General features: G+C 69.9%; 9 protein-coding genes. 8 read left to right on the forward strand and 1 reads right to left on the reverse strand.

All coding sequences use genetic code 11. The features are described from left to right. Positions 1 to 143 precede the first annotated feature (143 nt). Entirely contained in the window at positions 144 to 2,438 is a 2,295-nt protein-coding gene (locus tag AC0699_RS04510) for an immune inhibitor A domain-containing protein (protein ID WP_478655533.1), read from the reverse strand. 229 nt (positions 2,439 to 2,667) lie between these two features. Here AC0699_RS04510 and aac(3) point away from each other — a divergent pair, with 229 nt between their 5' ends. From aac(3) to AC0699_RS04550, 8 genes are all read left to right on the forward strand, one after another. Further along, a complete protein-coding gene (aac(3), locus tag AC0699_RS04515; RefSeq protein ID WP_478655535.1) occupies positions 2,668 to 3,531 on the forward strand; it encodes an aminoglycoside 3-N-acetyltransferase in 864 nt (287 codons plus the stop codon). A 79-nt stretch (positions 3,532 to 3,610) separates the two neighbouring features. Next, positions 3,611 to 5,674: a right-handed parallel beta-helix repeat-containing protein gene (locus tag AC0699_RS04520; protein WP_478655537.1), complete on the forward strand. Its 2,064-nt coding sequence runs from the start codon at positions 3,611 to 3,613 to the stop codon at positions 5,672 to 5,674. Then, complete coding sequence (locus AC0699_RS04525; protein WP_478655539.1) at positions 5,671 to 6,291, forward strand: hypothetical protein; 621 nt, start codon at positions 5,671 to 5,673, stop codon at positions 6,289 to 6,291. Before AC0699_RS04520 ends, AC0699_RS04525 begins: the two co-directional genes overlap by 4 nt. Continuing rightward, positions 6,291 to 7,670: a hypothetical protein gene (locus tag AC0699_RS04530; protein WP_478655541.1), complete on the forward strand. Its 1,380-nt coding sequence runs from the start codon at positions 6,291 to 6,293 to the stop codon at positions 7,668 to 7,670. The genes AC0699_RS04525 and AC0699_RS04530 overlap by 1 nt, the downstream gene beginning before the upstream one ends. A gap of 208 nt (positions 7,671 to 7,878) precedes the next feature. After that, on the forward strand, positions 7,879 to 8,604 hold the full coding sequence (locus tag AC0699_RS04535; RefSeq protein WP_478655544.1) for a DUF899 domain-containing protein: 726 nt from the start codon (positions 7,879 to 7,881) through the stop codon (positions 8,602 to 8,604). Between the two features lie 181 nt (positions 8,605 to 8,785). Beyond that, entirely contained in the window at positions 8,786 to 9,589 is an 804-nt protein-coding gene (locus tag AC0699_RS04540; RefSeq protein WP_478655547.1) for a uracil-DNA glycosylase, read from the forward strand. A 228-nt stretch (positions 9,590 to 9,817) separates the two neighbouring features. After that, a complete protein-coding gene (locus AC0699_RS04545) occupies positions 9,818 to 11,323 on the forward strand; it encodes a serine/threonine-protein kinase (protein ID WP_478655549.1) in 1,506 nt (501 codons plus the stop codon). Between the two features lie 270 nt (positions 11,324 to 11,593). Further along, entirely contained in the window at positions 11,594 to 13,999 is a 2,406-nt protein-coding gene (locus tag AC0699_RS04550; protein ID WP_478655551.1) for a lamin tail domain-containing protein, read from the forward strand. Positions 14,000 to 14,136: the final 137 nt, after the last annotated feature.

Consider the following 14,136-nt stretch of genomic DNA (forward strand, 5'->3'; position numbering starts at 1 on the left):
TTTCTTGGGTTTAGTGGGAAGGGCTCTCCTTCCTGCGGGGGGGAAGGGAGACCCCTCCTGGGGCGCGGGCGCTCTGGGGGTGGAGGGAACCAGGGGTTTCCCCGCCCCCCCCCCCCCTCCCCCGTGCTGGTGTCCGGCCGCCGTCAGTGCGCGGCCGGGTTGACCACGTTGATGGTCAGGTCGTCGCCGGCGTCGCCGGTCACGGTCACCTTCACGCCGTGGCCCGCGACCTTGACGCTGGCCTGCGGGGCCGCGGTGCTGTAGTACGCGTTCGGGTCGGTGTCGTCGAAGACCGGGATGCCCGGGACGGCCGGCGCGCAGGCCGCCTTGGTCACGACGGTCTGGTTGCCGCCCTTGCCGGACAGGACCTCCTTGTGAAGGCAGGTCGCGTCCGTGGCCTCCAGGCCGAAGGTCGCGTCGAAGGGCTGACGGCGGTTGCTCGGCGCGGTCCCGTCGTCGTACGTGAACGGGGCCGGGCGGGCGTCGACGGCCATGGCCGAGCCGCCGCCGGGGTGCGCGCTGACGTTGTTGTCGTCGTACGACCGGTCGACGTACCAGACGAGCATGCCGTTCTGGTAGCGGAAGAACTCCACCCAGTCGGGTGCCGTGATGCCCTTGCTGAACTGGTACGGGCCCTCGGCCAGGAGCGCGTCGCTGCCGACGTACTCACGGTTCTCGACCAGGTAGTAGCGCGGGTACGTGGCCGTCTCCGTGCCGGTCGAGATCTTCCACTTGCCGGTCGCCGTCCAGCTGCCCGCGCCCTGCTCGACGTCGTCGGTCGCCAGCGTGGTGCCGCCGGACGCGAACGTGATGTCGTCCAGGAACGCGCCGGCGAAGTGCACGCCGCCGTCGGTCTGGTAGCGGAAGCGGAACAGGGAGGGCTTGCCCTGGGAGTCGTACGCGTATCGCAGGGTCGTCCACTTGCCGAGGGAGGAGCCGTCGACGGCCGTACCCGCCCGGAGCCAGTTCGCCCCGCCGTCGAGGGAGTACTCGGCGAAGAGGTAGTCGAAGTCCGCCTCGATCTCGTACCAGGCGCTCGCCTTGACGGTGACCCGCGAGGCGGCCGGCACGGACCGGGTGAGGGATTCGTTGAGGCCGTCGGCCGATCCGGTCCACCAGGCGTGCGTGCCCGAGGTGGGGGTGGTGTAGACGGTGCTGCTCGTTTTGTCGGGCAGCGCGATGCGGACGGCCTGTTCCTTTCCGGTGACTTGGAGCTGCGCCGGGTTCAGGGTGTAGGTCCCGGAGGTGCCGACCTCGGCGTTCGCGTGGTCCAGCCAGCCGAGGAAGAGCTTCTCCTCGGCGCCCATCAGGCCCGGGTGGGTGCCGATGCCCGCGTTGGCGGCGGCGCCGTGGCTCAGCCAGGAGCCGGAGCTCATCAGGGTCCAGAAGGCGGTGGAGTTCTCGCCGCCGTCGGTGTCGTAGTAGTCCGGCAGGCCGAGGTCGTGGCCGAACTCGTGGCAGAAAACGCCGAGTCCGCCGTTCTCGCCCTCGGTCGTGTAGTCGCCGAGCCAGTACTTCGACGCGCCGATCCGGGCGCCGCCGGCCTTGTTCTGGGTGCCGGCCACGTCCGGGCCGGTCAGGCCGTAGTCGTCGCCGTTGACGTACCAGCGGTGCGACCAGATGGCGTCCTCGCCCTGCGCGCCGCCGCCCGCGTCCTCGCCCATGCCGGCGTGCACGGCCTGGAAGTGGTCGATGTATCCGTCGGCCTCGTCGAAGTTGCCGTCGTGGTCCCAGTCGTTGCGGTCCCAGACGTCGAACTGGGCGAGGTACGCGTCGATCTCGGCCGGCGACTTGCCGGCCGCGATCTGGGCGTCCCACCAGGCGTTGCCGGTGTCCTGGATGTAGTTCCACGAACCGCCGTTGTCCTCGACGGCGTTGTCGCCGTACCAGGAGGCGTTGTGGGGGACCTTGACCCAGTCCTCCACCCTGTTGGTCACCGAGTAGCGGCCGTTGGACAGCTTCTCGTAGTACGTGCGCATCGACTCGCCGGAGCCGTTGAACAGGTTCTCGTAGTACGCCTTGCTGAAATCGGCCGTCCAGGCGTTGGAGTTGTCCACGCTCCGGTCGGGCTGGGCGATCTGGTTGTGCAGGGGGCCGGGGACGGTGCCGTACTTCCCGGCGCTCTGGTCGCCGAACTCGGAGAGGACGGTGAAGATCTTCTCCGAGCGGACGGTCGTGGTCTCCACGAACTTTCCGGGCGCGAGCTCGACGACACCCCGCGCGTCGGCCTTCGCTTTGCCTTTGGCGATCTTGTCGATCGCCTTTCGGCGCATGTCGGTGCGCTGCTTCGTCACCGGCCCCGGGCGGTTGTCCGCCCGCGGCGTCGTGGCCCGTGGCGTGTCCTGGGTCTCAGGCACGGCCACGGCGGGCTGCAGCCCGACGGCCAACAGGGCTGTGAGCGCGGACCCGAGGGCCATGCTCACGGCGAGTCTCTTCACTGGCGGTCCCTTCGAAGGGTTCGTATGTTCCGTCGTCGGATTCCGGACACGGATCGACCTCGAACGAGCGCGGCAGAGTCTGGCATGGAGGTGTCACCCTCGGGGAGCCCTCGGGAGCGACTTCTGTCGCCGCATGCCACCACCTCCCCACGCGGCACTGCTCGACAGGGGACCTGGCGGTGGGAAATCCGGTGTCGGAAGCCCATGGACGACGGATAACTTCGCGTTCATGGACGAACTGGCCCTGCTCAAGCGCGTCAACGGCCCTGTCACCCGCAGTCGGCTCATCCGTGACCTGACCGCGCTCGGCCTCACCGACGGCGATGTCGTGATGTTCCACACGCGGATGTCCGCCATCGGATACGTGGCAGGCGGCCCTCAGACGATCATCGGCGCCCTCTGCGACGTCGTGGGCGAGCAGGGAACCCTGATGGTGACCTGCGGCTGGAACGACGCCCTGCCCTATGACTTCACCGACTGGCCGCAAGCCTGGCAGGACGCCCTGCGCGCGGAGCACCCCGCATACCATCCCGAGCTCAGCGAGGCGGACCACAACAACGGCCGCCTCGCAGAGGCGCTGCGCCGCTGGCCGGGCGCAGTCCGCAGCCGCCATCCCGACGCCGGCTTCGCCGCACTCGGGGCGGCGGCCACCGCGCTGATGGCCGACCATCCCTGGGACGACCCGCACGGCCCGGACAGCCCGCTGGCGCGGCTGGTCGGCATGGACGGCCGGGTGCTTCTCCTGGGTGCCCCGCTGGACACCCTCACGGTCCTGCACCACGCCGAGGCACTCGCCGAAGCACCCGGTAAGCGGTTCGTGGACTACGAGCAGCCGATCCATGTCGACGGGGAGCGGGTCTGGCGGCGGTTCCACGACATCGACTCGGAGAACGGGGCCTTCGACTATTCCTCCGTCGTGCCCGAGGGGCAGGATCCGTTCGAGACCATCGCCCAGGACATGCTCGCCGCCGGAATCGGCAGCCAGGGCATGGTCGGCGCAGCCGACAGCTACCTGTTCGAAGCCGGCGAAGTCGTGAACTTCGGTCGCCATTGGATCGAGGAGAAATTGGGCGAATTGAGCAAGGCTCAGTAGCCCGGCCTCCGACGGACTGCCCCCTCGATTCCGTGCACAGGGGCTCCCTGAAAGATGAACATTGCTCTACTCTCCGCGTATGGCGAGCATCCGCACAGCCCTGGCCGCGCTGGCCGCCTGCATGGTCGTCCTGGCCGGCGCCGCGCCCGCCATGGCACATGAGGAGCGACCAGTCGACTTCCCCGACGGCTCGGGGAGTGTGCCGCAGTACCGGGACGGGGAGCCCGACCTGCTCGTGTGCAAGACCGACCGGGCGGACTTCGGCAAGCGCATCGCGCGCTTCCCCGAGGAGCTGAAGCAGCGCAACCTGGAACTGTTCGCGCGCTGCCAGGACGGCGGTTACCGGCATGTGCAGGAGGCCGTCGACGCCGTCGACAAGCCCGGGATGAACATCGCCGTCCTCCCGGGCCTCTATCTGGAGGAGCCCACTCAGCCCGGCCCGAAGGGCGCGTGCGCCAAGCTGAAGGCGCCCAATTCCTCGTTCGGCTACCAGATCCTGTCGTACGAGCAGCAGAAGCAGTGCCCCGCCAACCAGAACCTCATCGCCGTCCTCGGCAAGAAGGACCTGCAGATCGAGGGCACCGGCGCCGGCCGCAACGACGTCATCATCGACGGCCAGTACAAGAAGCTCAACGTCATCCGGGCGGACAAGTCCGACGGCGTCTACTTCAAGAACTTCACCGCCCAGCGCTCCACCTTCAACTCCCTCTACATCCTGGCGGGTGACGGCTTCGTCATCGACGACGTACTGACGCGCTGGAACGACGAATACGGGTTCCTGACGTTCGCCGGCGACCACGGCCTGTACAAGGACTGCGAGTCGTACGGCAACGGCGACTCCGGCATCTACCCGGGCAGCGCCTCCGACATCAACACCGGCCGGGGTTACGCAGTCCCCCGCTACTCCATCGAGATCAAGGACTGCCGAAGCCACCACAACATGGTCGGCTACTCCGGCACCGCCGGTAACTCCGTCTGGGCCCACGACAACGAGTTCGACCACAACATGGCCGGCGCCACCATGGACAGCGCGTTCCCCGGCCATCCCGGACTGCCGCAGGACCATGCCAAGTTCGAGCGCAACCTGATCCACGACAACAACGCCGGCTACTACCGCTACGTCAAGGACGGCACCTGCGCCAAGCCAACCGCGGAACGCGGCTATGAGAAGGGCGTGGTCTGCCCTCAGATCTCCGTGCCGGTCGGCTCCGGCTTCATCACTTCGGGCGGCAACTACAACGTCTTCCAGGACAACTGGATCTACGGCCAGCAGCGCGCGGCCTTCGTCCTGCATGCCGTACCCGGGTTCATACGCGGCGAGAGCTCCTGGGGCAAGCAGTACGACACCTCGCACCACAACCGGTACGTGAACAACCACCTGGGCGTGGACAAGCAGGGCCGTGCCCGGCCGAACAAGGCCTCCGTGTGGTGGGACGGCCAGGGCGAGGGGAACTGCTGGTCCGGCCTCGAAGGCAGCAGCAACCCGCTCGCGCTGCCCTCCTGCGGCGACGAACCCGGCGAGGTGTCCGGGGGCAGCGACCGGATCGTCGGCGAACCGGTGAAGCTGGCGCAGTTGATGGTCTGTGCGGACTACGACGTGAAGGCGCGCAAGCTGCCCGCCGGCTGCGACTGGTACGGGGCGCGCGGTATGGCGCGCGTCGAGGTGCAGATCTCCCTGGCCGTGGCGGCGGTGCTCGCGATCGTGGGTGGCGCGCTGTGGTGGCGAACACTGCGCCGCGATCGTTGGGCCACGATCGCCGCCGGGTTCGGGTTCGCAGGTCTGGTGCTGGACGTGATCGGCTCGGCAAGCTCGTACGCGCACACCGCCGTCCCGGCCACCGCCCTGCTGCTGCTCGGCATCTGGTGGACGGCGAGCGGGCTGCTGCTGCGCGGGCAGCGGCCGGTGTTCGGCTGGGTGACGATCGCCTTCGGCTTCCTCACGCTGCTCGACGCCTTCGACAAGAGCATCGTGATGATCCCCTGGACGCCGCTCAGCCCTGCCTGGCTGCGCACGCTGCTCGGACTGGTCTGGGTGGTCTGGGCGGTGATCGCAGTGGCCCGCGAGCGGCTGCGGGCGGACGCCGCGGAGCGGGAAAGCAGCCTGGGTCCGGCAGGGCCCGAACCGCAGGCGGCCACGGCATGACCCAGCGTCAGTCCCTCGAAGGACCGGTCACGATGCTGCGCCGACGCCCGGCCGCGAGACGCCACCGCATCACACCGCACTGCCCCTCCACCGTCGGTGGCCGCTTGCCCGCCCGGTGCGTCCGCCTCGCCGCGGCGGCCCTTCTGGCCCTCGCCCTGGCGGCGGGCGGTTGCTCCCGGCCCACCACCCACCACAAGCCGGGCACGAGCCACGACACCGCGACCGCACCGGTCGCCCCGGCCACGGAACCGCCCGACGACTCGGGCAGCGACATGCACGATCACGGTGACGGTGACGGTGACGGGGCAGGGGACGGGGACGGGCAGGACGGCGATCAGGCCGTCGACGGCAAGCCCGGCGTGACGGTGAAGATCAGCATCGCCGGAGGCAAGGTCACCCCCTCCCCCGGCCGGATCGGGCTGCGCAAGGGGGAGCGCGTCGCCTTGGTCGTCACCAGCGACAAGGCCGACGAGCTGCACGTCCACGGCCTCGACCGCACGACCCGGCTGCCCGCCGGCCGGGCCGCCACACTCTCGTTCACCGTCGACCGCACCGGTCTCTTCGAGGTCGAGACGCACGAGTCGGGCCTCGTCCTGACCCAGCTCCTGGTCCGCTGATGCTCGCCCTGCGGCCGGGCACCGGTGCAATGCATCCCGCCCTGCCCGCAACCGCACCCCCCTCCGACCTGTCCCCCGCCGAGCTCCAGCCCGTCCTTCAGCTGGCCCACGGCATCGGTGCCCGCCAGGACCTGCCCATCTCCGCCTTCTACGCCTATGCCGGCGCCTTCACCGCCCTCTTCGTCTCCTTCCTGGCCCTCGGACTCCTCTGGCCCAGCTCCCGGTTCGCCGGGGCGACGGCCGGCCGGCCGCTGCCCGACACGCTGCAGCGCCTCGCCGACGCCCCGGCGCTCCGCCGCGCCGTGCAGGGCCTCGGGCTGGCCGCGGCCGTCTTCGTCCTGGCCCATCTGCTGCTCGGCCCCGACGACCCCGACCGCAACCCCGCCCCCGGCGCCGTGTACGTCCTGCTCTGGGTCGGCCTCGTCCCCGCATCCCTGCTGCTCGGCCCTGTCTGGCGCCTGCTCAACCCCCTGCGCACGCTGCACGCCCTGTCCTGCCGGGCGCTCGGCCGCGACCCGCGCCGAGGGCGCGCCCTGGCCGCAGGCCTCGGCTACTGGCCCGCCGCCCTCGGTCTGTTCGCCTTCACCTGGCTCGAGCTGGCCTCACCCGAACCGGCCTCCCGCCTCAGCCTGCTCGCTTTCCTCACCCTCTACGCCGCGGCCCAGTTCACGGCGGCCGCCGCATACGGCAGCTCCTGGTTCGACCGCGGCGACGCCTTCGAGTCGTACTCCGTCCTGCTCGCCCATCTCTCCTTCCTCGGCCGCCGTCACAGCGACCGCCGCCTGGTCCTGCGCAACCCCTTCCACAGTCTCGACGCCGTCCCCGGCGCGCCCGGTCTCGCCGCCACCGTCTGCGTCATGCTGGGCAGCACCGCCTACGACGGTTTCTCCAAGGCACCCTGGTGGATCAACATCCTGCAGACGTCCTCCCTCGGCCGTACCGGCGCCGCCACGCTCGGCCTCGCTTGCGCCTGCCTGCTTGTCGCCTCCCTGTACGCCTCGTGTGCCGGCGCCGCCCGGTTGATCTCCGGCCGGATCGAACGCCCCGTCACCGCCTTCGCGCACTCCCTTCTCCCCATCGCCACCGGCTACTTGATCGCCCACTACTTCTCACTCTTCGCCACCGAAGCCCCACGCATGGTCACCCTCGCACAAGGCACTGACAATCCCGCCGCACCAGCGGATCTCCTCTCCCCGGGAAGCCTTGCCACGCTCCAGGTGAGCGCGATCGTCCTCGGTCACGTCGTCGGCGTGATCGCCGCCCATGACCGCTCCGTACGTCTCTTCCCGCCCGCCCGTGCCGTCGCCGGACAGATCCCCCTGCTCGTCCTGATGATCTGCTACACCATCGGCGGCCTGACCCTTCTGCTCCAGGCCTGAGGCCTGTCCTGCGCACCGCATGGCCCGGGGTCGGGAGAAACCTGAGGTCAGACGGCACTTCCCGGCTTTTCGAGCGACTTCTCGCGCACTGACGTGCGCCCGTGTCGACGGCGCCCGACCCTGGATACAGGGGCCCTGCTGAGCGGTACCCGCTCACACCCCTGGCCTGGCGCATGACGTCGGACGGAACGGGAAGGTGAACGTCACAATGAAGACACCCCCCATCGTTGCACCGCGAGAGTGGGAGGCTGCGCGCCAGCAGCTGCTTGTGGAAGAGAAGGCGTTGACCCGCGCCCGTGACGCCCTGGCCGCCAAGCGTCGGCGGATGCCGTGGCTGGCGGTGGAGAAGGAGTACGAGTTCGACGGACCCGAGGGCCGGGTGAGTCTGCTCGACCTGTTCGCGGGTCGTCGTCAGCTGGTCGTCTACCGCGCCTTCTTCGAGCCCGGTGTGTTCGGCTGGCCCGACCACGCTTGCCGCGGCTGCTCCATGGTGGCCGACCATGTGGGCCACCTTGCCCATATGAACGCCCGCGACACCACTCTCGTCTTCGTCTCCCGCGCACCGCAGCCGGAGATCGAGCGTGTGAAGGCGCGGATGGGCTGGACGATGCCCTGGTACACGATCACCGACGAGTTCGACACCGACTTCGGTGTCGACGAGTGGCACGGCACGAACGCATTCGTCCGCGACGGCGACAGCGTGTTCCGCACTTATTTCATCAACGCCCGCGGTGACGAGGCTTTGGGGAGCACCTGGAGCTACCTCGACATGACTGCGCTCGGGCGGCAGGAAGAATGGGAGGACTCGCCTGAGGGCTATCCCCAGACCCCGCCGTACGAATGGTGGAACTGGCACGACGAATACGGCGATGCCGAGACTGCGCCGGAGTGGCTGGAACAGACTCGCCGAGGCACCCGGGATCAGCAGGACTGAGCCCTTCTTGAGGCCTTCCCCTTGAGCCCTTTCCCTCCTCACGTCGGGGACAGGTGGAGGGTGAAGGCAGCCGGGTCCGAAGAGACCGCAATCAATGTTTCCGCAGGTCACAGCGCGTTCCCAGAGCTCTCGCCCAGGTAGCCCCGAAGGTGGTCGGACCCTGGCTCAGTAGCGTGGAGGCATGAACGGAACGGGCGGCTCAGGCTCGGCACCGGCCGCCGACGACGCGGCGTTCGCGGCTCATCACGCGCCCCGCTGCACGCGCCTGGACGAGGTGGACAGGCTCGTGACCGGGTGCCGGGCGTGCCCGAGGCTCGTGGGCTGGCGTGAGGAGGTCGCCAGCGTCAAGCGTGCGGCATTCCAGGACTGTGAGTACTGGGGACGGCCGGTTGCCGGGTTCGGGCCGGCGGATGCCGCTGTGGCGGTGGTCGGGCTCGCGCCTGCCGCGCACGGTGGCAACAGGACCGGGCGGATGTTCACCGGGGACGCGGCCGGTGACTTCCTCTTCGCCGCCCTGCACGCGGTCGGTCTCGCCTCACAGCCGGTGTCCGCGCATGCTGGGGACGGGCTCACTCTGCAGGGTGTGCGGCTGACCGCGCCGGTGCACTGCGCGCCTCCGCAGAACAGGCCCACTGCCGGCGAAAGGGACACCTGCCGGCCCTGGTTGTCGGCGGAGCTGAGGCTGTTGAGCCCACATCTGCGTGCTGTGGTCCCGCTCGGCGGGTTCGCCTGGCAGGCGGTGCTGCCCGCGCTCGCCGAGGCCGGCTGGCGGACGCCCCGGCCCCGTCCCGCCTTCGGGCACGGTGCTCATGTCGTCCTGCCGGCCACGGGCCGTCGGCCCCCGCTCCATCTCCTCGGCAGCTACCACCCGAGTCAGCACAACACATTCACCGGGCGGCTCACCGCCACCATGCTCGCCGACGTGTTCCGCCATGCCGTCGACCTCGCCGGACTGGAGGCGCGGCCGGGAGCCACTCCTGGCTGAGCGCGCCGAGCCGACGGCGTACCGCAGCCCGGCGGCCCGTTCGCCTGGCTGACTGCATTCTCGCTACGGCGGGGTCGAGGGAGAGCCCGGTGGTGCGCAGTCCGTTGGACCGGTCCCCGGTCCCCGGTCTCCCGGCTGGGGCGGGGCGCTGTTCGGGGCACCGGTTATGGTTCTCCTCGGTGCGTTCGGGCGTGCCGGTGCACGAGCGGGAAAGGCTGGGGTCTCACGGTGTCCGATCTTGGGCGGCTTGTGGCCGACCGGTACCGGCTGGTGGAGCGCATCGGGCGCGGTGGCATGGGCACGGTGTGGCGTGCGGAGGATGAGCTCCTCGGGCGGCATGTCGCCGTGAAGAAGCTGCACGTTCCCCCACATCTGGAGGACGACGAGCTTCGGCGGCTCTACGAGCGGACCCGGCGGGAGGCGCGCAGTGCAGCGCGGGTGGCGCATCCCCATGTGATCGTGGTGCATGACGTCGTCGACGACGAGGGCCTGCCCTGCATCGTCATGGAGTACATCCCTTCGGTCACCTTGAGCGACGTGCTGAAGGAGGGCGTGCTGCCGCCCGACGAGGCGGCGCGCATCGGCTGCGTGGTGGCCGGCGCCTTGAGCGCCGCGCATGGGGCCGGGGTGCTGCACCGGGATGTGAAGCCCGCAAATGTGCTGCTCGGGAACGACGGGCGGGTCGTGCTCACCGACTTCGGGATCGCGCTCGAGTCCGGAACGCCCTCGCTGACCAGGACGGGCGAGTTGGTCGGGTCGCTCGACTACCTCGCGCCCGAACGTCTCAAGGGCAGCGCCAAGGCCGGTTTCGCCTCGGACCTGTGGTCGCTCGGGGCGATGCTGTACCAGGCGGTCGAAGGGCGGCCGCCGTTCCGCCGGGACACCCCGATCGAGACGGCGTACGCCATCGCCGCGTACCCGTACGAGCCGCTCACCAGGGCCGGGGAGCTGGCCCCGGTGATCGAGGGCCTGCTCGTGAAGGAGCCGGGAGAGCGCATGGGCGTGCGCCAGGCCGAGCGCCTTCTGGCCCATGCGGCCGGGGCGCAGACCGCCCGCCTCGACCACCCCACGCGGCCGGCCCATGGTGAACTGTCCCCGGCCCCCGCGCAACACAGCACCCGCCGCCGCACCGTGTCGCGGTTCGTCGCAGGGCTGGCCGTCGCTGCCGCCGTGGCGGGCGGCGCCGTCCTGTTGTGGCCGCACGAGCCGGCCGGCGACGGCAAGGACCCGGCGGCGACGGGCTCCGTGTCGGCCCAGTCTCCGAGCACCAGCCCTTCCCCGGCTCCGGCGATCCCCTCCGGCTACCACCGCGAGACGGAGAAGATGGGCCTCTCGGTGCCGGTGCCGGACGGCTGGACACGCAAGGAACGGCCCGACGGTGAAGTCGCCTATCTCGACCCCACCGGACTGGTGGGACTGAGGGTCAACGCGGTTCAGTTCGCGGGATCCGATCCGGTGCGGCACTGGAGTGAGGTCGAGGAGGACCAGACACGCAGGGACAATCCGGGCTATGAGCGGGTCAGGATGAGCACCACGACGTTCCGGGGACGGCAGGCCGGATACTGGGAGTTCACCTTCAAGGGCCGGGTACGGGACTTCCGCGCGGTCGAGTTGGCCTTCGCCAACGCCGACGGGACCCAGTACGTGATCTACCTGTCGGCGCCGAGCGAGGAATGGAAGGAATACCGGCCGGTGTTCGACAACGCCGTCAAGGGGATCCACCCGAGCGCATAGACGGGTGCCGGATCCGGGGGACGGCGACCGCGAGGGTCTGGAACGTGTTGGGCCGTGAACGTCCGGCCCAGGCCCGGCCGGGCATGCGGGCGCCGCGCTCACGACATCCGGATGCGCCGACGGGCACACCGCCCGGTCGGCCGCGCGGGAAGTTCATTCACGAGTCGTCCGGCCGTCGCCCTCATCCCATAGTGATCGACGCATCTCGCAGGGTAACCATGACGGGTTCAACCCGCCCCCCACCACGCATCGTTGGTCAGGAGCCCGATCATGGATCATCATCGCCGCCGGTCGCGCCGGCCGAGCAACGCTCGCCCCGTGGTGCTCTTCCTGCTTCCCACCGCCCTGGTGGGCGCGGTCGCCGGGGCACTCGCGCCCCCGGCGTTCCCCGCCTCGCCGGATGTGGTGATCAGCGAGGTGTACGGGGGTGGCGGAAACAGCGGCGCCCCCTACCGCAACGACTATGTCGAGCTGTACAACCGGGGCGGCAGCGCGGTCAGCCTCTCCGGCTGGTCCACGCAGTACGCCTCCGCATCCGGCACCACGTACGCCGTCACCACGCTGTCCGGCACGATCCAGCCCGGTTCGAGATACCTGGTGCGGCTCGGCTCCGGCGGCAGCCAGGGCGCGTTGCTGCCCGCCCCGGACGCGAGCGGCACCACCAACATGTCGGCAACTTCCGGCAAGGTCGCACTGGTCACCTCGACCACCGCCCTGACATGCGGCGGCAACTGTGACACCGCCCCGGGCGTGAGGGACTTCCTCGGCTACGGCGCGGCGAACGACTACGAGACATCCCCCGCGCCGACGCTCTCCAACACCTCCTCGGCGACCCGGTCGAACCCGGCCGCCGACACCGACAACAACGGGAACGACTTCGCCGAGGTCGCCCCGACTCCGCAGAATTCACAGGGCGGTGGGAGCGGCGACTGCGCCGGCTACACCACTCGGATACGTGACATCCAAGGCAGTGGCCATCTGTCCCCGCGCAGCGGCCAGTCGGTCTCCGACGTACGGGGCGTGGTCACCGCGGTGAAGAGCAACGGCTTCTGGTTCCAGGACCCCTGCCCGGACAGCGATGCCGCAACGTCCGAGGGCGTGTTCGTGTTCACCTCCAGTGCCCCCTCGGTCGGTGTCGGCCAGGAGATCTCGGTCGGCGGTGGTGTCACCGAGTTCCGGCCCGGCGGAGCGAGCACCACCAACCTGACCACCACCGAGATCACGTCCCCCTCGGTCAGCGTCCTGGGCATCAGGCCGGTGCCGCCGGCCGGAGTGATCGGCACCGGCGGCCGGGTGCCGCCCGCCTCGGTGACCGACAACGACGCCACCGGCAGTGTCGAGACCTCCGGCACCTTCGACGCCACCACCGACGGCATCGACTTCTACGAGTCGCTCGAGGGGATGCGGGTCCAGCTCAACAACCCCGTGGCCGTGGGTGCGGGCAACTCCTTCAACGAGATCCCGGTGCTCGCCGACAACGGCGCCAACGCCGCGGTGCGCACCGCACGGGGCGGCATCGTCCTGCGCCAGACCGATGCCAATCCCGAACGGGTGCACCTCGATGACGCCGCCCTGGCCGGATCCGTGCCCAGCGGTGTGAACGTGGGTGATCACTTCTCCGGCCCGGCGGTCGGCGTGCTCGACTACTCCTTCGGCAACTTCAAGCTTCTGCTCACCAGCGCCATCAGCCGGGTGAGCAGCGGGCTCGCACCCGAGACGGCCGGCGGGCCGGGCGCGGGCCAGATCTCGGTGGCCACCTTCAACGTCGAGAACCTTGACCCGGGCGACGCGCAGAGCAAGTTCGACGGGCTCGCCCAGCAGGTCGTGACCCATCTGGCCTCGCCGGGGATCATCGCCGTCGAGGAGATCCAGGACAACGACGGTGCGACGAACAGCCCGGTGGTGGCCGCCGACCAGACCTGGAGCCGGCTGATCAGCGCGATCAGCGCAGCCGGCGGGCCCACGTACACCTACCGGCAGATCAACCCGGTGGACGACCAGGACGGCGGAGAGCCGGGCGGCAACATCCGGGTGGGCTTCCTGTTCCGCACCGACATCGGGCTCACCTTCGCCTCCGGGACGCCGGGCGGCTCCACCACCGCGGTGAGCGTCTCCGACAGCGGCAACCCGGCGGACCGGGTCGGCCTCAGCCACAATCCCGGCCGTATCGACCCGGCCGACTCCGCCTTCAGCTCAAGCCGCAAGCCGCTGGTCGGCAAGTTCTACGTCAACACCAAGCCGCTGTTCGTCATCGCGAATCACTGGAACTCCAAGGGCGGCGACGACCCGCTGTTCGGCCGCTACCAGCCGCCGACGCTGTCCAGCGAGACCCAGCGGAACCAGCAGGCCACGGTGGTACGGAACTTCGTCGAATCGGTTCTCGCGATCGACCCCCAGGCACGGGTCGTGGCGGCCGGCGACCTGAACGACTTCCCGTACTCCCCGCCCGTGCAGACGCTGGTCGGCGCCGGTCTGACGGACCTGCCCGTCACCCTGCCGGAGGCCGAGCGCTACACCTACGTCTACGAGGGCAACGCGCAGGTACTCGACCACATCCTGCTGTCCTCCTCACTGGCCGGCGCCTCGCACAGCTACGACATCGTGCATGTGAACGCCGAGTTCGCCACCCAGCAGAGCGACCACGATCCGCAGGTCGCCCGGATCACCCTTCCCTGAAACCGACGCGGGGAGGGCCGGAGCACGACCACGGCCCTCCCCCTCGGGATGCCGCCTCGGTCGGCGGCCTACTGGCCGAGGTAGGTGCCTGGCGAGAGCCATGCCGACGGGGCAGGCCGAAGTGCTCCTCGAGCGCA

The organism is Streptomyces sp. NPDC043870 (genome assembly GCF_056435785.1).